Origin of the sequence: Microbacterium sp. 2216-1 (assembly GCF_046507855.1) — a bacterium.
Taxonomy (GTDB): Bacteria; Actinomycetota; Actinomycetes; order Actinomycetales; family Microbacteriaceae; genus Microbacterium; species Microbacterium esteraromaticum_C.
Genome location: NZ_JBKFTM010000001.1, coordinates 1,012,241 through 1,032,436, shown reverse-complemented (window position 1 = coordinate 1,032,436; position 20,196 = coordinate 1,012,241). Strand labels below are relative to the sequence as shown.

At 67.9% G+C, this 20,196-nt stretch carries 20 protein-coding genes; 4 read left to right on the top strand and 16 right to left on the bottom strand.

The annotated features are described in order from the left end of the window. Nucleotides 1–242 precede the first annotated feature (242 nt). The 10 genes from ACLD0U_RS04710 to ACLD0U_RS04665 all read right to left on the bottom strand — a co-directional run bounded on the left by ACLD0U_RS04710 (nt 243) and on the right by ACLD0U_RS04665 (nt 9,637). Nucleotides 243–464, bottom strand: a complete 222-nt coding sequence (locus ACLD0U_RS04710) for a DUF3046 domain-containing protein (RefSeq protein WP_179411089.1) — start codon at nt 462–464, stop codon at nt 243–245. 15 nt (nt 465–479) lie between these two features. Next, nucleotides 480–788, bottom strand: a complete 309-nt coding sequence (locus ACLD0U_RS04705) for a helix-turn-helix domain-containing protein (RefSeq protein ID WP_179411090.1) — start codon at nt 786–788, stop codon at nt 480–482. A gap of 174 nt (nt 789–962) precedes the next feature. Then, nucleotides 963–1,445 (bottom strand): CinA family protein, encoded by a 483-nt coding sequence (locus ACLD0U_RS04700; RefSeq protein ID WP_410339973.1) that lies wholly within the window; start codon nt 1,443–1,445, stop codon nt 963–965. Then, nucleotides 1,442–2,014, bottom strand: coding sequence for a CDP-diacylglycerol--glycerol-3-phosphate 3-phosphatidyltransferase (pgsA, locus tag ACLD0U_RS04695; RefSeq protein WP_410339972.1), 573 nt, complete (start codon nt 2,012–2,014; stop codon nt 1,442–1,444). Before pgsA ends, ACLD0U_RS04700 begins: the two co-directional genes overlap by 4 nt. Continuing rightward, on the bottom strand, nt 2,014–4,740 hold the full coding sequence (locus tag ACLD0U_RS04690; RefSeq protein WP_222445747.1) for an FtsK/SpoIIIE family DNA translocase: 2,727 nt from the start codon (nt 4,738–4,740) through the stop codon (nt 2,014–2,016). Before ACLD0U_RS04690 ends, pgsA begins: the two co-directional genes overlap by 1 nt. Nucleotides 4,741–4,812: 72 nt before the next feature. Then, nucleotides 4,813–6,489, bottom strand: a complete 1,677-nt coding sequence (locus ACLD0U_RS04685; protein WP_410339971.1) for a ribonuclease J — start codon at nt 6,487–6,489, stop codon at nt 4,813–4,815. 60 nt (nt 6,490–6,549) lie between these two features. After that, entirely contained in the window at nt 6,550–7,527 is a 978-nt protein-coding gene (gene dapA, locus ACLD0U_RS04680; RefSeq protein ID WP_179411095.1) for a 4-hydroxy-tetrahydrodipicolinate synthase, read from the bottom strand. Nucleotides 7,528–7,578: 51 nt separating this feature from the next. Then, complete coding sequence (locus tag ACLD0U_RS04675; RefSeq protein WP_410339970.1) at nt 7,579–8,340, bottom strand: SDR family NAD(P)-dependent oxidoreductase; 762 nt, start codon at nt 8,338–8,340, stop codon at nt 7,579–7,581. Then, the gene (locus tag ACLD0U_RS04670; RefSeq protein ID WP_224817667.1) at nt 8,340–8,834 is read right to left on the bottom strand and encodes a dihydrofolate reductase; all 495 of its coding nucleotides are present in this window, start codon (nt 8,832–8,834) and stop codon (nt 8,340–8,342) included. Before ACLD0U_RS04670 ends, ACLD0U_RS04675 begins: the two co-directional genes overlap by 1 nt. After that, complete coding sequence (locus ACLD0U_RS04665; RefSeq protein ID WP_410339969.1) at nt 8,831–9,637, bottom strand: thymidylate synthase; 807 nt, start codon at nt 9,635–9,637, stop codon at nt 8,831–8,833. The genes ACLD0U_RS04670 and ACLD0U_RS04665 overlap by 4 nt, the downstream gene beginning before the upstream one ends. 92 nt (nt 9,638–9,729) lie before the next feature. Between ACLD0U_RS04665 and ACLD0U_RS04660 the strand changes: the two genes are divergently transcribed. The 3 genes from ACLD0U_RS04660 (at nt 9,730) to ACLD0U_RS04650 (ending at nt 11,118) form a co-directional block, all read left to right on the top strand. After that, nucleotides 9,730–10,155: a thioredoxin family protein gene (locus ACLD0U_RS04660; RefSeq protein ID WP_410339968.1), complete on the top strand. Its 426-nt coding sequence runs from the start codon at nt 9,730–9,732 to the stop codon at nt 10,153–10,155. Then, nucleotides 10,155–10,607: a DUF4395 domain-containing protein gene (locus ACLD0U_RS04655; RefSeq protein WP_410339967.1), complete on the top strand. Its 453-nt coding sequence runs from the start codon at nt 10,155–10,157 to the stop codon at nt 10,605–10,607. Before ACLD0U_RS04660 ends, ACLD0U_RS04655 begins: the two co-directional genes overlap by 1 nt. A gap of 85 nt (nt 10,608–10,692) precedes the next feature. Then, on the top strand, nt 10,693–11,118 hold the full coding sequence (locus tag ACLD0U_RS04650; protein ID WP_410339966.1) for an OsmC family protein: 426 nt from the start codon (nt 10,693–10,695) through the stop codon (nt 11,116–11,118). A 20-nt stretch (nt 11,119–11,138) separates the two neighbouring features. Here the strand turns inward: ACLD0U_RS04650 and ACLD0U_RS04645 are convergent, their stop codons facing one another. From ACLD0U_RS04645 to ACLD0U_RS04625, 5 genes are all read right to left on the bottom strand, one after another. Beyond that, nucleotides 11,139–11,582 (bottom strand): hypothetical protein, encoded by a 444-nt coding sequence (locus tag ACLD0U_RS04645; RefSeq protein ID WP_179411101.1) that lies wholly within the window; start codon nt 11,580–11,582, stop codon nt 11,139–11,141. Further along, entirely contained in the window at nt 11,579–12,325 is a 747-nt protein-coding gene (dapB, locus tag ACLD0U_RS04640; RefSeq protein ID WP_410339965.1) for a 4-hydroxy-tetrahydrodipicolinate reductase, read from the bottom strand. Before dapB ends, ACLD0U_RS04645 begins: the two co-directional genes overlap by 4 nt. Nucleotides 12,326–12,367: 42 nt before the next feature. Next, nucleotides 12,368–12,970, bottom strand: coding sequence for a histidine phosphatase family protein (locus ACLD0U_RS04635; protein WP_179411103.1), 603 nt, complete (start codon nt 12,968–12,970; stop codon nt 12,368–12,370). A gap of 46 nt (nt 12,971–13,016) precedes the next feature. Continuing rightward, nucleotides 13,017–14,042 (bottom strand): aldo/keto reductase, encoded by a 1,026-nt coding sequence (locus ACLD0U_RS04630; protein WP_410339964.1) that lies wholly within the window; start codon nt 14,040–14,042, stop codon nt 13,017–13,019. Between the two features lie 225 nt (nt 14,043–14,267). Then, the gene (locus ACLD0U_RS04625; protein ID WP_410339963.1) at nt 14,268–16,541 is read right to left on the bottom strand and encodes a polyribonucleotide nucleotidyltransferase; all 2,274 of its coding nucleotides are present in this window, start codon (nt 16,539–16,541) and stop codon (nt 14,268–14,270) included. A 372-nt stretch (nt 16,542–16,913) separates the two neighbouring features. On the opposite strand from ACLD0U_RS04625, the gene ACLD0U_RS04620 reads away from it, so the two are divergent. Then, on the top strand, nt 16,914–18,224 hold the full coding sequence (locus ACLD0U_RS04620; protein ID WP_206551224.1) for a UDP-glucose dehydrogenase family protein: 1,311 nt from the start codon (nt 16,914–16,916) through the stop codon (nt 18,222–18,224). 3 nt (nt 18,225–18,227) lie between these two features. On the opposite strand, the gene ACLD0U_RS04615 is transcribed toward ACLD0U_RS04620, so the two are convergent. Continuing rightward, nucleotides 18,228–20,153: a GDSL-type esterase/lipase family protein gene (locus ACLD0U_RS04615; RefSeq protein ID WP_410339962.1), complete on the bottom strand. Its 1,926-nt coding sequence runs from the start codon at nt 20,151–20,153 to the stop codon at nt 18,228–18,230. Between the last annotated feature and the right edge of the window lie 43 nt (nt 20,154–20,196).

Below are 20,196 nucleotides of genomic sequence, written 5' to 3'. Positions count from 1 at the left end.
CGTGCTCCTCAGAATCTCGATTGCTGCCGCCTGTAGGCTGTCGCGGCCTCCCCCTCTGGGGCGGCTCTCCGACAAGGCGAGTGGTTCGTAACCACCTCTCACACCGTAGGCGGGGCCACCGACATCGCGTCGGCTATCCCGCGCACTGTGAAAAGAAAGCGCATCGGAACCACTTGTGCAGAACGATACGCCCTCATCGAACAGAGATTCGACGACACGCCGGAAAAGGCGCGGACATCTGTTCAGTGACGGCGTGGTTCGACCCTGCCCACGCCGTAGCGGCGCTCCGGCGGGACATCCGCCTCAGCGCACAGCGCGAGCCAGATCTGCCGAGGCGGAATGCCGGCTTCCAACGCATCATGCGCCGTCATTCCGACATCGCCGAGGAACAGATCGTGGGTCAACGCGTTCGCGCGCGCGCCGAACTCCTCGTCGACCGCGCGCAGGAACTCACTGCGTCGCACGCTTCGCCTCGTCGCTCAGTGCAGCGACAGCTCGGGCTCGACCGATGCCACCAGGTCGTCGGGAACGACGTCGGGGAAGGGGCTGAGTCCCTCGAGGACCGAGATCCGGTCGCCGACTTCGCGCATGATCGTCGAGATGGGCACATCGAGTGCTTCTGCCACCGACGCGAGGATCTCGCTGGATGCCTCTTTCTGGCCCCGCTCCACCTCGCTCAGGTAACCGAGCGCCACGGAGGCCTTGCCTGCGACCTGACGCAGAGTGCGCCCCTTCTGCAGGCGGAAGTCCCGCAGCACTTCGCCGATCTCTTGTCTGACAAGAATCATCGGAACCTCCCCTCCCACACATTCTCTGAATCCGAGTGGATCGCCAGTCTAACGCCACCGGGTACTGCTGAATCTACTGTTTCTGCCTGTGCCTCGGTTGTGAACCTTCGGCTGTGCAACGGATAGTCGCGTCGTGTGTTGCGCACATCACGTGGAACCCCACAACGAGCCGTGCTATTCCCGCACCGCCTCCAGCGCGGCGGCCAGGGCGGCATCCCGAGCCTGAGCACGGATCTGCGACCGATCCCCCGCGAACACGAACGAGCGCACCAGACGAACGACAGGCGTGACGACGCCCACATGCACGGTCCCGACGGGCTGACCGTCGGGCGAGTCGGGGCCCGCGATGCCGGTGGTGCTTACCCCCACCTCAGTGGCTCGTCCGTCGACGGCGACGGCGCGACGCACCCCGTCGGCCATCTGCTCCGCCACCTCGGGGTGCACCGGCCCGTGCTGCTCCAGCAGTTTCGCATCCACCCCGAGAAGCGTCTGCTTGACCGGCGTGGCGTACGCCACGACCGCTCCGTTGAGCACCCCAGATGCTCCGGGCACCGTCACGAGCTCCGCCGAGACGGCGCCGCCGGTCAGCGACTCAGCGACGCCTAGTCGCCATCCGCGCTCTGCCAAGAGAGTCAGCAGCTCGGCGGCGACCGTCATCTCCGGCGGCTTCCTCGCACCTGCGCCACCACGTAGTCGATCCCGCTGGCCACGGTGAGCACCAGGGCCACCACCATCAGCACCTGTGTCACGACGACCCACGGCTCAATGCCGATCACCGTGTGCAACGGCAGCAGCGCCCAACTCAGCGCCACGCCCTGCACCGCGGTCTTGAGCTTGCCCATCCATGCCGCGGCGACGACATGCTCGTGCACGATCACGAATCGGTGAACGGTGATCGCCCATTCCCGGACCAGGATGATGATCACGAGCCACCAGCCCACCTCGCCGAGGATGGCCAGGCCCAGAAATCCTGCGCCGGTGAGCAACTTGTCGGCGATCGGGTCCCACAACTTGCCGAAGTCGCTCACGATGTCGTACTTGCGGGCGAGATAGCCATCGACCCAGTCGGTCGAGATCGCGATCACGAACAACGCGCCTGCGATCCAGCGCATCACGATGTCGTCTTCGCCGAAGGGACCGGCGACCAGCAGCATCACGAAGAAGACGATCGCCAGAGGGATCCGCGCGATCGTGATCGCGTTGGGAAGCTGTCGTGGAATGCTCATCAGTCGCGTCCTGTCAATCCCCAGGCGTCTTCGTCGCCGTCGTCTTCGCTCTCCACTACGGGGAGCCCTTCGAACTGCTGCTCGATCGGATCGATCGGAGCGGCAGCAGTCTCGGCAGCCGCGGGTGCGGACGGTACGTCATCGCCGCGCAGCTTGGCGATCACCGCGGGCAGCTGCTCGGAGGTGACCAGAACGTCGCGCGCCTTCGAGCCCTCCGAGGGGCCGACGATCTCGCGCGATTCGAGCAGGTCCATCAACCGTCCCGCCTTCGCGAATCCGACCCGCAGCTTGCGTTGCAGCATCGACGTCGATCCGAACTGCGATGACACGATGAGCTCGGCGGCGGCCAGCAACAGCTCGAGATCGTCGCCGATGTCCTCGTCGACCTCTTTCTTCTTCGCCTCCGCGGACTCCTGCACGTCGGGCCGGTACTCGGGCCGCGCCTGTTGCGTCACGTGCTTGACGACCGACGAGATCTCGCTCTCATCGACCCACGCGCCCTGCAGACGGAACGGCTTGGACGAACCCATCGGCGAGAACAGGGCGTCACCCTGACCGATCAGCTTGTCAGCGCCCGGGGCGTCGAGGATCACGCGGCTATCGGTCACGCTGGTGACCGCGAAGGCCAGTCGCGATGGCACGTTCGCCTTGATCAATCCGGTGACCACGTCGACGCTGGGTCGCTGCGTGGCAAGAACCAGGTGGATGCCCGATGCACGTGCGAGCTGCGTGATACGCACGATCGAGTCTTCGACGTCTCGCGGCGCGACCATCATCAGGTCGGCGAGCTCATCGACGACGACCAGCAGGTACGGGTAGGGCTTGAGCACGCGCTCGCTGCCGACGGGGACCTCGACCTCACCGGCACGGACGGCCTTGTTGAAGTCGTCGATGTGGCGGAACCCGAACGACGCCAGGTCGTCGTAGCGCATGTCCATCTCTTTCACGACCCACTGCAGCGCCTCAGCCGCCTTCTTGGGGTTGGTGATGATGGGTGTGATCAGATGCGGAACACCCGCGTAGCTGGTCAACTCGACGCGTTTCGGGTCGATCAGCACCATGCGCACGTCGGCCGGACGAGCCCGCATCAGCAGGCTCGTGATCATCGAGTTGACGAAGCTCGACTTACCAGAGCCCGTGGAACCTGCCACGAGCAGGTGCGGCATCTTCGCGAGGTTGGCGACGACGATGTTGCCGCCGACATCCTTGCCGACGCCGATCGTGAGCGGATGCGTGCTCTTCTGCGCGGCCGACGACCGAAGCACGTCACCCAGGGCGACGGTCTCTTTGTCGACGTTGGGGATCTCGATACCGATCGCGCTCTTCCCCGGAATGGGCGACAGGATGCGCACGTCGTTGGACGCCACCGCGTAGGCGAAGTTGTTGCTGAGCTGCGTGATCTTCTCGACCTTGACGCCGTGTCCGACCTCGATCTCGTACTGCGTGACCGTCGGGCCGCGCGAAAACCCCGTGACCTTGGCATCCACCTTGAACTGCGTCAGCACGCTCGTGATCTGCTCGATCGTGCGGTCTGTGGCATCCGAACGCACCACCGGCGGCGGGCCAACCTTCAGCGCGGACGGGGACGGGAGCACGTACGGGGCCGCCGGCGGCTGCGGCGCGGACGCGCCGGGGCCGGCCGTGCCGAAACCATCCATGCCGGGCAGCTCACCGGTGTCGCCGTCATCGTCGAGCAGTGCAGTGGCACCCTGCTCACCCAGCTGCCCGGTGAGCGCGCTGAGATCGGTGAGCACCTCGGTGGCCGCGTCGTGCGGATCCGGCTGCGGCGTCTCGTCGACAATGACGGCCTGCTCGTAGGCCGCGTTACTGTCGCTCGGTTCATCGAACAGCGCGGTGATCGCCTGGGAGTCGACACCGTCGTCGGGGTCTTCCTCGCGGCCGGTCTTGTTGCGCCGCCACCACGGGAGCGAATCGTCGTTGGGCTCCGCGTCCTGCGGCGCCTCATCGACCGCCGGTGCGCGCATGGGGCGCTCGGCGCCGAACATCCAGGCGTACAGGTCACCCAACCGCTCGCCGATGCGATTCGGTGGAGTCTTCGTGAGAATCAGGATGCTGAGCACCATGAGCAGTGCAAGCACGATGTACGCGACCACGGGCGTCAGGAACGCCAATGGCTCGCCCAGCAGCCAGCCGAACAGCCCACCGGCCTCGCTCAGCGCCGGCATTCCGTCACGCGGTTGCGGACGGCTGCCGTCTGCGGCGCCGGACGCGACATGGCAGATGCCCGCGATCGACAGGACGAGTGTGCCGAAGCCGATGCCAATACGTCCGTTGTCGTGCACTGACGGAGGATGCCGGAACAGCCAGCCCGCCAGGAGCACCAGCAGCACCGGCATGAAGAACGCCGTGCGCCCCACCATCAAGCCAAAGCTGTAGGCGGAGATCTGCGCGGCGACCTCGTTGCCGATGAAGAACCACTCCACCACGGCGCCCATGCACGCCAGCAGCACGAGCAGGAACGGGAAACCGTCGCGACGCTGATCCTTCTCAAGGTTCTCAGGTCCGAACGCGCGGAAGAGACCGCCGACGCCGTGCGCGAGGCCAAGCCACATGCGCACAGCGAGCGGCGGTCTGTCGACCTCGTCGACGTACTTCTTCGGCGTCGGTGCGGCCTTCGCGGTCGACCGAGGTGTCGTCTGCCGTTTCGGGCGCGACGACGAGGCGCCCCCAGACGCGCGCTCGGACTTGGTAGTGCTCCTGGCCATGGGATCCAGGCTACGGCCGAGCGCCGACATCGGGCCGCAATGACGCGGCCTTGCGCGGTTTCCGCGGGGTCGTCAAGCCTCGATCACCAGCGGAACGATCATCGGACGACGACGCAGCTTCTGGTTCACCCAGCGACCGATCGTACGTCGGATGATCTGCGACAGCGCGTGGTTGTCGCGCACGCCGTTGCCGGCGGCCTCCTTCAGCGCCGCCACGATCTTCGGCGTGATGTCGTCGAACACCGCGTCGTCCTCCGCGACACCGCGGGCGTGGATCTCGGGCCCCGAGATGATCCGACCGGTCGAGGAGTCGACCACGACGATGACCGAGACGAAGCCCTCCTCACCGAGGATGCGGCGGTCCTTGAGGTCGGCATCCGTGATGCCGCCGACGGTCGATCCGTCGACGTAGACGAAGCCGATGTCGAGCTGGCCCGCGACGCGTGCCTCACCATCGCGCAGGTCGATGATCGTCCCGTTCCCGGCGATGATCGTGCGCTCCTCGGGGATGCCGGTGTCTTGCGCCAGCTTGGCGTTGGCGATGAGGTGGCGATACTCGCCGTGCACCGGGAGGACGTTCCTCGGACGCAGGATGTTGTAGCAGTAGATCAGCTCGCCGGCCGCCGCGTGACCTGAGACGTGCACCTTGGCGTTGGCCTTGTGAACGACGTTCGCGCCAAGCTTGGTCAGGCCGTCGATGACCCGGTAGACCGCGTTCTCGTTGCCGGGGATGAGACTCGACGCGAGGATGACGGTGTCGCCCTCGCCGGGCTCGATCGCGTGGTCGAGGTTCGCCATCCGACTGAGCACGGCCATCGGCTCACCCTGCGAACCGGTCGACATGTAGACGATCTGGTCCTCGGGGAGGTCGCGCGCCTTCTTGTAGTCGATCAGGAGCCCCTTGGGCACCTGCAGATACCCGAGCTGCTCGGCGATGGTCATGTTGCGCACCATGCTGCGGCCGAGGAACGCCACCCGCCGGCCGTGCGCGTGGGCGGCGTCGATGACCTGCTGCACACGGTGCACGTGGCTCGAGAAGCTGGCCACGATGACCCGGCGCGGCGCCTTGCCGATCACCTGGTCGAGCACGGGCCCGATCGAGCGTTCGGTGGGCGTGAAGCCGGGCACGTCGGCGTTGGTCGAATCGACCAGGAACAGGTCGACTCCCTCTTCGCCGAGCCGCGCGAAAGCGCGCAGGTCGGTGATGCGGCCGTCCAGCGGCAGCTGGTCCATCTTGAAGTCACCGGTGGCCAGCACCAGACCGGCCGGTGCGCGGATCGCGACGGCGAGGGCATCCGGGATCGAGTGGTTGACCGCGATGAACTCGAGGTCGAACGGGCCCACCTTCTCGTGCTGCCCCTCCTTCACCGTGAGGGTGAAGGGCTTGATGCGATGTTCCTTGAGCTTCGCCTCGACCAGTGCGAGGGTCAGTCCCGATCCGATCAGGGGGATGTCGGGCTTCAGGCGCAGCAGGTACGGCACGGCGCCGATGTGGTCTTCGTGGCCGTGCGTCAGCACCACGCCGACGATGTCATCGAGGCGGTCCTTGATGGGCTCGAAGTCGGGCAGGATCAGGTCGACACCCGGCTGGTGCTCCTCGGGGAAGAGCACACCACAGTCGACGATCAGGATCTTGCCGTCGAACTCGAACGTGGTCATGTTGCGGCCGACTTCGCCCAGGCCGCCCAGCGGGGTGACGCGGAGCGTGCCCTGTGCGAGCGGTTCGGGATCGGCGAGGGGAATGGACATGGATGTCTCCTCCGTCGGACACCTCGTGTCCGGTCTTGACGTGTCAGCGCATGGCAGCGCTCATCGTGTGGTGCCTGGCACCTTGGGCAGCGCGCCGCCGGCCGCAGCGTTGCGGTCGGGGCGGAAGTTCGAGAAGTCGGCGCCCGGTACGTCCTTCACCAGCGCGAGCTCGTCCTCGATGATGGCGGCTTCCCACTCCTCCGGGCCCACCAGAGGCAGACGCACGCGCGGGCTGCCGATGCGGCCGAGCCCGTGCAGGATGTACTTGGCCGAGACGGTTCCGGGCACGTGCGTCATGGTGGCGCGCACGAGGGGCTCCAGGCGGCGATGCTCGGCCGTCGCCGTGGCGAGGTCGCCACGGTTGACCGCGTCGACGATGGTGCGGTAGGGGGCCGAGGTGATGTTCGCCGTGACGCCGATCAGCCCGGTCGCACCGATCGCCAGGTGCGGGAGGACGTTCGCGTCGTCGCCGGAGAAGTACATCAGGTCGGTCTGGTTGAGCACACGGCTCACTTCGGAGAAGTCGCCCTTGGCGTCCTTGACGGCGAGGATGTTGGGGTGCTTGGCCAGCCGGAGGATGGTCTCGTACTTGATCGGCACGCCGGTGCGACCCGGGATGTCGTAGAGGATCACCGGCAGGTCGGTGGCGTCGGCGACGAGACGGAAGTGCGTGAGGATGCCCGCCTGTGTCGGCTTGTTGTAGTACGGGGTGACGATCATGATGCCGTCGGCTCCGGCCTTCTCGCTGGCGCGGTACAGCTCGATGGCGTGGGCGGTCTCGTTCGACCCACCGCCGGTGATGATCTTGGCGCGGCCCGCGGAGACGTCCTTGCCGACCTCGACGAGACGGATCTTCTCGGGGTCGGTGAGAGTCGAGGTCTCACCGGTGGTGCCGGTGACGACGATGCCGTCGGCCCCGTCGGAGATCACACGGTCCATGTGCTTCTCGACGGCGGGCCAGTCGACCTCGCCGTCGGCGGTCATCGGTGTGACCAGCGCGACAAGAACCTGTCCGAAGGGATTGTCGGTGTGCGTCATCCTCTCAGCGTAGCGTTTCGCAGGTCGTGCTCGGCACCCGTCGGATGCCCGTCACACCCGGCCTCGGCGCGCCACGCCCGATGTGAGCGACGGCGGCAGCACCTTGGTGATAGCGACGATCGCCTTGTACCGCCAGGACGGGATCGACACCGCCGTGCCCCGTGCCGCGTCGCGCAGCGCCTCGCGGACGACGTCGGAGGCGTTGAGCCACAGGATCGACGGGATCCCCTCGTGCCCCGGGGCCAGCCCCATCCGCTCATGGAATGTCGTGTGTGTGAAGCCGGGGCACACTGCGGTCACCGTGACGCCGTCACGCGCATACTCGGCATTCGCCCACCGGCTGAAGCCGATCAGCCATGACTTGCAGGCCGAGTAGGTGGACCGCGAGATGAAGCCGGCGACCGAGGAGACGTTGATGATGCGTCCGCCGCGGCCGCGCATCGCGCGGATGGCCGCGTGCATCAGCCGCATCGAGGCTTCCACGTGCACGCGCAGGTGACGCACCTCGTCGTCGATGTCGTTGTCGGCGAACTGCAGCGGCAGTCCGAACCCCGCGTTGTTGATCAACAGATCGATCGGCTGCCCGGCATCCGCGATACGGTCGGCGACGCGAGTGATGTCGTCCTCACTCGCCAGGTCGGCGGTGATCACCTCGACGGCGACGCCGTGATCATCGCGCAGCTGCTCCGCCAGGCTGTCGAGCGCCTCGGTGCTGCGGGCGACGAGCACGAGGTCGGCGCACCTGGCGGCCAGTTGACGGGCGAACTCCGCGCCGAGTCCCGCGCTGGCGCCGGTGATGAGTGCGGTGGGCATCAGCGCTCGTATCCCAGGAAGCGATAGCGGATGCCGGTGCTCGACGTCTGCCACTCCCCCTCGTCGACCAGACGCCAGCCGGTGCGCGCGGGCGCGAACGCATCGCCGTCGACGTCGAGGTCGAGTTCCGTGACCTCCAGCCGATCGGCCTGCCCGATCAGCTGGCGGAAGATCTCGGATCCACCGATGACCCATGCGCGTTCGAGGCCGCGCAACGCGTCGTGCACGGTGGCCGCCCGGCGGGCGCCTTCTGCGCTCCATCCCTGCTGTCGGGTGATGACGACGTTCTCGCGGCCGGGCAGCGGGCGGAAGCGCTCGGGAAGTGAGTCCCACGTCTTGCGTCCCATGACGACCGGGTCGCCGAGGGTCGTGCGCTTGAAGTGCGCGAGATCCTCGGGCACGTGCCAAGGCATACCACCCGCTGCACCGATGACTCCCCCGTTCGCCTCGGCCCAGATCAGCCCCACCCAGGGAACGACGGTAGCGGCGCTCATACGGCCACCGCCGCCCGGATCGCCGGGTGGTGCTGATAGTCGTCGACCGAGAAGTCCTCATAGACGTAGTCGAGGATCGACGCCGGCGTGCGGGTGATCCGCAACGTCGGATACGGGTAGGCATCGCGGCTGAGCTGCTCGCGCACCTGGTCGACGTGGTTGTCGTAGATGTGACAGTCGCCGCCGGTCCAGACGAAGTCACCGGGCTGTAGGCCGGCCTGCTGCGCGACCATCAGCGTCAGCAGCGCATAGGAGGCGATGTTGAACGGCACCCCGAGGAAAAGGTCGGCGCTGCGCTGGTACAACTGGCACGAGAGCTTGCCGTCGGCCACGTAGAACTGGAACAGTGCGTGGCAGGGGGCGAGCGCCATATCGGGGATATCGGCCGGGTTCCAGGCCGAGACGATCAGGCGCCTCGAATCGGGCGACGCCTTGATCTGCTCGATCACCTGCGAGAGCTGGTCGATGCTGCCGCCGTCCGGCGTCGGCCACGACCGCCATTGCACGCCGTAGACCGGGCCGAGATCTCCGTCGGCATCCGCCCACTCGTCCCAGATCGTCACGCCGTTCTGCTGCAGCCACCGCACGTTCGAGTCGCCCCGCAGGAACCACAGCAGTTCGTACGCGATCGACTTGAAGTGCACGCGCTTGGTAGTGATCAGCGGAAAGCCCTGCGACAGGTCGAAACGAATCTGACGTCCGAAGACGCTCGTCGTGCCGGTACCGGTGCGGTCGTCCTTGTGCGTGCCGTTCTCGAGCACGTCGCGGAGCAGATCTTCGTACGGCGTGGGGACAGCACTCATGACTGCAACGATACCTTTCGCTCCGGCATCCGTCGCCGTCATCCGGCGTCACATCCGGCCCGATTCCCACCTTCGGGACGTACCCTCGTCGCGTGCCCCTCTCCTCCGCCCTGATCGTGATCGTCGCCCTCGTCGCGACCGCCGTCGCCGCCGGCCTGGTGTGGCGCGCCCGCGACGGTCGCCGTCGCGACGCCCACGGCGAGCGGGTGGACGCCGCGGATGCCGGCATTCTCGGCGCCCGCGCCACACTCGTGCAGTTCAGCACCGAGATGTGCGCGCGCTGCCCGCAGGTGCGCCGGATGCTCGGCGGCGTGGCAGACGGACTCGACGGGGTCGAGCACGTCGACATCGACCTGACCCACCGCACCGACCTGGCAACGAAGTACCGGGTGCTGCAAACCCCGACCCTGCTGGTCGTGGATGGCGATGGCACCGTGCGGGCCCGGTTCAACGGCGTCCCGCACCGCTCCGACATCGAAAACGCGCTGGGCGATCTGCCCATGCTGCAGGAGGCATGATGAACACCCCGGTCGGCATAGATCCCCGTGGTCCGCGGTTCGCGGCATCCATCACTTCGTTGCTGCTGCTGCTCGCGGTGCTGCTCGGACTCACCGGCGCGGATGCCGCATTCGCGCTTCTCATCGCCATCGCGGTGCTCTTCGTGTGGGGCGTGGTCTCGCCGCGGACCCACCCGTGGAGCGTGCTGTTCCGCGCTCTCGTGCGGCCTCGACTCGCGCCGCCGACGGAACTGGAAGATCCCCGCCCGCCGCGCTTCGCGCAGGGTGTCGGACTCGTCGTGGTGGGCATCGGTCTCGCGCTGCACGCGCTGGGCGTGCCGGGAGCCCTGCCGATCGCCGCGGCCGCCGCTTTCTTCGCGGCATTCCTGAACGCCGCGTTCGGCTACTGCCTCGGATGCCAGATGTACCTTCTTCTGCGGCGCGCGGGGCTGTTCGGCCGCAGCACGGCGTAGCCGTATCGACGTTCCGCGCGGCTGAGTAGGCTGGCGGGACGACGCCGACACCCGGCGCTCGCGAGATGCGACCTGCGGAGGAACCATGCCCATCACCAGCGAAGCCACCACCACCTGGACCGGTTCCCTCATCGAGGGGTCGGGCACAGTCGCGTTCTCGTCGTCCAATCTCGGCACGTTCCCGATCGACTGGAAGGCACGGTCCGAGGGCTCGGACACCACCACGACGCCCGAAGAGCTGATCGCCGCGGCACACGCCTCGTGCTTCAGCATGGCCTTCTCGAACATGCTGGCGCAGAACGGCACCCCGCCCGAGCGGGTGAACACATCGGCCTCGGTGACCTTCAAGCCGGGCACCGGCATCACCGGCAGCCACCTCAACGTCAACGCGACCGTGCCGGGCATCACGCCGGAGCGGTTCCAGGAGATCGCCGATGAGGCCAAGGCCGGATGCCCGGTGTCGCAGGCACTCGCCGGCATCGAGATCACTCTCGAGGCCAGCCTGGCCTGAGATCCGGCCCGTCTGAGACGTCAGGCGCGGGCCCGTGAGAGCCGGATGGCCTCACGGATGCTCGCCCTGGCGTCTTTGCGTTGCCCCGCAGCGTCGAAGACGACGCCCAGGCGGTAATGCCGGCGCCAATCCTGCGGTGCGGCGTCGACCGCCTCCGAGTACTGCGCGACCAGGGGTTCGACGTCCTCGCGCCGTAGCCGTCCGCTCGGCATGAGCTCGTCGGGTGCCTCGGGCATGCCTCCCTCGGCGTCAAGTGTGCGCCCGAGTCGATCGGCAGCGAAGCCGAAGAGCAGTTCGCGGATCAGCGCCCACGCCCCGATCGGTGCGAGCACGATCAGGGCGATACCCATTCCAATGGCGACCGGCGTACCGACGGCGAAGAACATCACCGCGAGCCACACGGTCGCCAAGATGTACAGCAGCAGCGCGCCACCCATGACGCTGACGCCGACGCGCGAGGTCATGAACGCGGCCCGACGCCGATGTCGATGACGTTCTCGAGACCGACGACGATCCCGCGCACGTCGCGCGCGAACGGCACCGCCAGTCGGATGCCAGGGGCGTACGCCGCCGCAGAGTCCACCGTATCGTGCACGATCGACAACGACTCCCCCGCGCCCGACAGGATCGTCTCCTGACGCGCGATCACGCCGGGACGTCGCAGCGAGTGCACCGGGACACCGGCGACCTGCTGTCCCCGCGCACGCTGATCGACATGGGGTGCCTGGAACGGTCCCTGCGCCTCGCGGGCATCCGACATCAACTCAGCGGTGCGCACGGCCGTGCCGCTGGGCGAGTCGATCTTGCGGTCGTGGTGCGCTTCGATGATCTCGGCCGAGGCGAAGAACGGGGCGGCCGCCGCCGCGAGTGCCGATCCGAGCGCCGAGCCGAGCGAGAAGTTGGGAATGAAGAGGATTCCCGTTCCGGAGGCCGCCACCAGCGGGCGCACCAGCGCGATGCGCTCCTGCGACCAGCCGGAGGTGCCGACGAGTACGTTGATGCCGCGGTCGATGGCGCCACGCACGACATCGACGCTGACGGCGGGTGTGGACGCGTCGACCACGAGATCAGCACCGTCGAGTTCGCTCATCTCGCTGGTCGAGCCGAGCACGTTGCGCACCTCGAAGCCGTCGAGTCCGTCGATCACCTCGTTGATGATGCGTCCGAGCCTGCCTGTACCGCCGACGAGGGCAACCTGAGTGGTCATGTACCCAGTCTAGATTCGCCCGAGAGCGGTGACGCCCGCGTGTCAGACCAGCGGCGCGTCGGGCAGGCCGGTGCGCAGCTCCATCGGCAGGTGACCGAGGTCGTTGTGGCTCAGCAGTGTCCAGGGGCGCCCCTGCTTCTGTGCAATGACGGTCAGCCCGGCGTGAGCCTGGTTGAGTGTCATCCACCGCCAGTCGGGAGCGCCGAGCACCTCGCGCACGAACCAGGCGATCACGAAGTTGTGCGTGATGAGCACCTCGTGTACCTCACCGTTGCGGCGTCGCAGGAACTCGCCGACGGCATCCGCCATCTGCGCGGAGCCCGCCTCGATCTCAGCGTCGCTGACCGACCCGAAGAACGACTCGTACGCGGCCGGTGTCTCCTCTTCCATCCCGCTCGGCACGCAGTCGAACAGCAATGCCGACGGTTGGGGGTCGACCGACGGAAGACGTTCGGCGACGCTGCGGGCGGTCTCGGCGGCCCGCAGGAGCGGCGAATGCCAGATCGCGTCGAGCGGGAGTCCGGAGAGGCGGTCCGCGATGAGCTCGGCCTGTCGTTGTCCTCTCGGAGAGAGGGGTCCGTCGTCTACGCCGTGCTCGGCGTCCTGATGCTCGCCGTGTCTGACCAGATATATGTAATGCGTCACTGCCTGCTCACTCCATCCCCCGCTCTGGAGGGAGCTTCCAGCATAGTCAGTCGCTCGCGTGGGCGAGTTCGGCAAGCTGCGACCGCACCAAGGTGATTCCTGCCCCCTGCATGAGCTCTTCGATCTGCTGAGGCGAGAAGGTGTTCACGATGGGTGCGACGATGGTGCGTTGCGCGAGCAGCCAGGCGATGGACACCGCCGCAACCGGCACCGAGGTCTCATCGGCGATGCGGTCGAGCACGCGCAGCACGCGGATGCCCCGGCGATTGAGGTGCGCCCGCATCTGTTCGCCACGCACGCCCGACACCCGCGACCGGCTGCGGTGCTGGCCGGAGAGGAAGCCGTGCTCAAGCGCGTGTGAGGGCGTCACGGCGAGTCCCTGCGCGGCCGCGACCAAACGAAGGTCGCCTTCGAACCCGGTGCGCCGCACGAGGTTGTAGGGCTCATCGAGCACCTCGATGCGCGGATACCCCGCGGACGCCAGGATGCGTGCCTCGACAAGCCGCTCCGGCGTGAACCCGAAGCTACCGACCGCGTTGATCTTGCCGGCCTCACGCAACCACTCGACCGTGGCGAGAGTGTCTTCGAGATGCGTCGTGGCGTCGAGACTCGCATCGAGGTACAGCACGTCGATGCGATCGGTGCCCAGGCGCGTCAGCGATGCCTCCACGGCACGGACGAGGTTCACCGATCCGAGACCGGGGTTGTCCGGGTGCGATCCGACGCGGGCTGCCAGCACGACCCGTTCCCGCTGTCCGCGCGCCCGGAGCCACTGACCGACGATGTGCTCGCTGCGTCCCGCCGAGAAGCCGTCCGCGGTGTGGATCGCGTTGCCGCCGAACTCGACGTAGCGGTCGAGGATTCCGTGACTGGTAGGCAGATCGACGTTCCACCCGAACTCGGCGGCGCCGAGCATGAGCGGGAACACCGTGAGCTCGGACTCGCCGAGCGGGACGCGGATGCCCTCTCCCACCCCCGGGCCGACGATGGGAATCGGTGCCGACGGATGCTCCGAGGACGCGGTCTCTGCGCGCTCCTGGGGTTCAGCGGTGCCTACGCCGAACAGCCTCATGGTCTCACCCCCGCGGATCTTCGATCCGGTCCACCACACCCCCCGGTGCGTACCTCGAGCGTAAGGGAGCAGACGACAGCGGACGCGCTCTGCGACGGTCCGGCGTCCGATCTTTGCGTAACGATCCGATCACATCGGATACGACAGCGACCCGGTGCCCGTGATCGCTCACGGGCACCGGGTCGCTGTCAGAAGTCGGATGCCGGTGACCCGGCATCCGTGGGATCACGCCTCGGCGGTCTCCGCTGCGGCTTCGCCGTCGGCGGCGGCCTCTTCCAGCACCGGCTCCAGCGACAGCTTGCCGCGGTCGTCGATCTTGGTGATACGCACCAGCAGCTTCTGGCCGACCGAGAGCACGTCGTCGACGTTCTCGACGCGCTTGCCACCGGCGAGCTTGCGCACCTCGGTGACGTGCAGCAGGCCGTCCTTGCCGGGCAGCAGCGAGATGAAGGCGCCGAACGAGGCGATCTTCACGACGGTGCCGAGGAACTGCTCGCCGACCTCCGGGTTGGTGGGGTTGGCGATCGCGTTGACCTGCGCGCGGGCGGCCTCGGCCGACGGGCCGTCGGTCGCGCCGATGTAGACGGTGCCGTCCTCCTCGATGGAGATCTGCGCGCCGGTCTCATCCTGGATCGCGTTGATCGTCTTGCCCTTCGGGCCGATCAGCTCACCGATCTTGTCGACGGGGATCTGCACGCTGATCACGCGCGGAGCCGTCGGCGCCATCTCGTCGGGGACGTCGATGGCTGCGTTGAGCACGCCGAGGATCGTCAGACGCGCGTCGCGCGCCTGCGTCAGCGCGCCGGCGAGAACCGACGAGGGGATGCCGTCGAGCTTGGTGTCGAGCTGGATCGCGGTGATGAACTCGCTGGTACCGGCGACCTTGAAGTCCATGTCGCCCAGCGCGTCCTCGGCGCCCAGGATGTCGGTGAGCGCCGCGTAGCGGGTCTCACCGTCGACCTCGTCGGTGACCAGACCCATCGCGATACCGGCGACGGCCGCGCGCAGCGGCACACCGGCGTTCAGCAGCGACAGGGTCGAGGCGCACACCGAGCCCATCGACGTCGAACCGTTGGATCCGAGTGCCTCGGAGACCTGGCGGATCGCGTAGGGGAACTCCTCGCGGCTGGGCAGCACCGGCACGAGTGCGCGCTCGGCGAGGAAGCCGTGCCCGATCTCGCGACGCTTCGGCGACCCGACACGGCCGGTCTCACCGGTCGAGTAGGGCGGGAAGTTGTAGTGGTGCATGTAGCGCTTGCTCGTGGTGGGCGACAGCGAGTCGATCTGCTGCTCCATCTTGAGCATGTTCAGCGTGGTGACACCCATGATCTGGGTCTCGCCACGCTGGAAGATCGCCGATCCGTGCACGCGCGGGATGACCTGCACCTCGGCGTCGAGCGGGCGGATGTCGGCGAGACCGCGACCATCCATGCGGACGTTCTCGGAGAGGATGCGTCCGCGGACGATCTTCTTGGTGACGGACTTGTACGCGGCCGAGAACTCCAGCGGGGCACCGGCGGGCAGCTCGCCCGCCTCGACTGCGGCGATCAGCTCGGCCTTGACGCGGTCCTTGACCACGTCGTCAGCGTTCTGACGCTCGAGCTTGTCGGCGATCTGGTAGACGTCGCTGAGCTCGGCGAAGGCGCGCGACGAGACGAAGTCGTAGACCTCGTCGCTGTACGCGGGGAAGACCGGGTAGACGCCGGGCTCCTTCGACGCGGTCGCGGCCATCTCCTGCTGAGCCTTCACCAGCTGGGTCAGGAACGGCTTGGCAGCCTCGAGGCCCTGCGCGACGATGTCCTCGCTGGGCTTGGTGGCGCCGGCCTTGATCAGGTTCCAGCTGTTCTCGGTGGCCTCGGCCTCGACCATCATGATCGCGACGTCCTCGGTGCCGTCGGACTTGGTGACGACGCGGCCCGCGACAACGAGGTCGAAGACGGCCTGGTTGACCTGCTCGGCGTTGGGGAACGCGACCCACTGGTCGGCGTGCTCACCCTCGCCGGGGATGAACGCGAGGCGCACACCGGCGATCGGACCCGAGAACGGCAGGCCCGAGATCTGGGTGGATGCGGAGGCCGCATTGATGGCCAGCGCGTCGTAGTACTCACCGGGCGCGATCGAGAGCACGGTGATGACGATCTGTACCTCGTTGCGCAGACCTTCGACGAACGACGGGCGCAGCGGACGGTCAATCAGACGGCAGACGAGGATCGCCTCGGTCGAGGGACGCCCCTCGCGGCGGAAGAACGAGCCCGGGATCTTTCCGGCGGCGTACGAGCGCTCCTCGACGTCGACCGTCAGAGGGAAGAAGTCGAAGCCCTCACGCGGGTGCTTGCCCGCGCTGGTGGCCGAGAGGAGCATGGTCTCGTCGTCGAGGTAGGCCGCGACCGATCCCTGGGCCTGCTGTGCAAGGCGGCCGGTCTCGAAGCGGACGGTGCGGGTGCCGAAGCGGCCGTTGTCGAGAACGGCTTCAGCAGCAGTGATTTCAGGACCTTCCAAGAGGTCTCTCCTTCTTTGTTTAGGCTCGCACGCCCGTGTGGCGCGCGAGTTCTCGCGAAGAAGCGGATGCGGGCGGATACAGGCGCGCGGGCATCCCGCGAATCTCGCCTGTGCGCTGGCCACCAGTGGACGATCACTCGGCGTGCCGAGGAACCCACCACAGGGGACCAGCTTCTGCGCCGATCGCTCCGTGAATCGATGTTCGATTGTGCGGTCGACAGAAGGCGACCGCAATGATCCTATCAGCGCAGGCCTTCCCCTCCCCCGTCGCTCGCGCAAACCGCCCTGCCACCACCGTCCTGACACGCATCGGCCATGACGCGTTCACCCGACGGACGCGGATCGGAGAAGGCTGTCCGCTGTGGTGGCCTGATGCGCATGTCGGTGATCGGTTGTGGGTACTTGGGTGCTGTGCACGCGGCGGCGATGGCGTCGCTCGGACACGACGTCATCGGCATCGACGTCGACCGCGAGCGCGTCGAAACGCTCAGCGCAGGAGTCGCACCGTTCTACGAACCGCAGCTGACGGAGCTGCTGCGGGCCGGCCTGGAGGCGGGACGCCTGCGCTTCAGCACGTCGATGGCGGATGCCGCTGATGCCGCCGTGCACTTCCTCGCCGTCGGGACCCCTCAGGCGCAGAACGCGGATGCCGCGGATCTGCGCTACGTCGACGCCGCCATAGACGCACTGCTGCCGTATCTGCGCCCCGGCGGTGTTCTCGCGGGCAAGTCCACCGTGCCGGTCGGCACGGCCGCCCGTCTCGCAGAACGCGTCGCGGGCACCGGCGCGACGGTCGTGTGGAATCCTGAGTTCCTGCGCGAGGGGTGGGCTGTGCACGACACGATCACGCCGGATCGCATCGTGGTCGGCGCGGCCGACGACCCTGCGGGGCGACGCGCCGTCGACCTGCTCCGCGACGTGTACCGGGTCTCGACGGAGGCAGGTACGCCCTTTCTCGTCACCGATCTCGCCACGGCAGAACTCGTGAAGGGCGCCGCGAATGCCTTCCTCGCGACGAAGATCTCATTCATCAACGCGATGGCAGAGATCGCCGAAGCCTCAGGTGCGGATGTGACCCTGCTCGCGGATGCTCTCGGACACGACACTCGCATCGGGCGCCGCTATCTGGGCTCGGGCATCGGATTCGGCGGCGGTTGCCTGCCCAAGGACATCCGCGCCTTCGCCGCTCGGGCCGAGGAGCTTGGGCGCGGCTCGGCCGTCGGATTCCTGCGCGAGGTCGACGCGATCAACCTGCGGCGCCGCGACCGGGCCGTGCAGTTGGTGGTCGACGCGCTCGACGGCCAGGTGGTGGGCCGGCGCATCGCCGTGCTCGGCGCCGCATTCAAGCCCTTCAGTGACGACATCCGCGACTCCCCCGCTCTCGACGTCGCTGTGCGGTTGCGGGGGCTGGGCGCGGATGTGGTCGTCACCGACCCCGCCGCGCTCGACAACGCCGCTACCGCGCACCCGCAGCTGAACTACCGGGTGGAACGCGACGAGGCACTTCGCGATGCTGACGCCGTCGTCGTGGTGACCGAATGGGACGAGTACCGGCGCGAGATGTCACCCCAGCACGCCGCAGAACTGGTGACGGGTCGGATCATCGTCGACGGCCGCAACTGCCTCGATGCGGCCGCGTGGCGGGACGCCGGGTGGACGTACTACGGCATGGGGCGCCGCTGAACGTCAGCGGCTGTGGACATCGTGCGAGACGGCTGACCGTCCCACCCGCACGTACCCCGAGTGCTTCGCAGCGAGGCCGTCGCCTGCGGTGCGTCCGCGCATGCGGCGCCACAGCCACGGCAGTGCGTGCCGGCGCCACCACAGCCCCCGACTGAGTACCTCATCGGCATGCAGGACGGCGTCGAGCGCTCCCAGCTCATCCGCGAAGGGAACCCCGAGCAGTTCGCCGGCTCGATAGGCCAGAAAGCGATGCCCGCGACTGCTCAGATGCACCAGATCGTCGCCCCAGTTCGGCCGCTCGGGCAGCGATGGGTGCAAGTCGGAGTCCAACAGCACGGCACCGGTGCGCTCCGCCACCCGGGCGAGTTCGCTGGAGAACTGAGCGAATCGATGCGCGAAGATCGAGGCGGCCCACCGGCGCGGCAGGAACGGGGTGACCAGGAGCACATCGGCACCGGTCTCACGCAGACGCCGCACTGCCCTCTCGACCTCCGCGGCGAGCGCGACGGTGTCGGGGCGGGCGCCGACGAGGTCGTTCGCGCCGATGAGGATCGACACCAGGTCGGGTCGGAGTTCGACAGCGCGATCGAGCTGAGGTCCGCAGACGTCTCTGACACGTCGGGAACGGACCGCGAGGTTCGCGTAACGCAGTTCTCCTGAACCCGCCAGCAGCAGGGCGAGCCGATCGGCCCACCCGCGGAGCGTGCCGTCCGGGGCGGGGTCGCACAGCCCCTCGGTGAGCGAGTCACCCAGGGCGACGTAGCGCCGGGGGCGGTGCCGGGCAGGCGGCGCCGATGGCTCCGGGCGGATCGAGCGGCGCACCCGAGAGGCAGCATCGATCCGGCGGAGTGACCGTGCCTCGTCGAAGTAGCCGATCAACGTATCGCACACACTCGCCCAGCTTCGTGACTGGACCGCGTCGTGGCCGGCCGCCCCGTAGGCACGGCGCCGTCCTGCATCCGCGACGAGCGCGCCGACGCGGGAACGCAGGTCGTTCACGTCGCCGGGTGTGTACAGCCATCCGTCGATCCCAGGACGCACCAGATCGAGTGGACCGCCGCGGCCGGTTGCGACGACGGGGACGCCGCTGGCGTGCGCCTCCTGCAGCGTCTGTCCGAAGGTCTCGCTCTCGCCGGGGTGCACGAAGACGTCGAGGGAGGCCATCGCCGCCGCGAGCGCTTCGCCGCTCAGATGCCCGAGGAACAACGCGTTCGGCATCAGTGCCTGCAGGCGCCCTCGACTGGGGCCGTCTCCGATGATGATCAATCGGGCGCCGGGGATATCCTGCAGCACGGCGAGGTCCTCGACCTGTTTCTCCGGCGCGAGACGCCCGACGTAGCCGATCGCGACGCCCGCGCCCCATTCGGCGCGCATGGCGATGCTGCGCCGTGCAGGGTGGAACCTCTCGGCATCCACGCCCCGGCCCCAGCGTCGCACGCGGTCCACGCCCCAGGACTGCAGCTGGCGCGCGGACTCCTCAGAGGGTGCGAGGTTCAGCGTCGCGCGACGGTGAAGTCGCGCGATCCGCGCGACGGCTGCACCCGTGGTCAGGGGAACGCCGTACCGCTGCGTGTAGGCCGAGATGTCGGTCTGATATGCCGCCACGGCCCCGATTCCGAGGCGGTCTGCGGCGAGCGCGCCATGCCAGCCGAGCGCGAATGGGGATGCGAGGTGGATGACGTCGGGTCGGAAGCGCCGCAACGCGTTCTCGACCCGGTGGCCCGAGGCCGTGGCCACGCGCACGTCACGATACCCCGGCAGGGGCAGGCTCGGAAGCGCGTGCACGGGCGCACCGTGCGCGGCAGCCGGCATGCCTGCTGCTGCCGGTGCCAGCACCTGCGCCTCGTGGCCGTTTCGCTCGAGGTGCGTCAGGATCTGCAGCACAGATCCGGTGACTCCGTTCATGTGCGGCAGGAAGGACTCCGTCACGATCGCGACTCTCACGAGATCAGGATGGCGCGCGCCGCGTGTC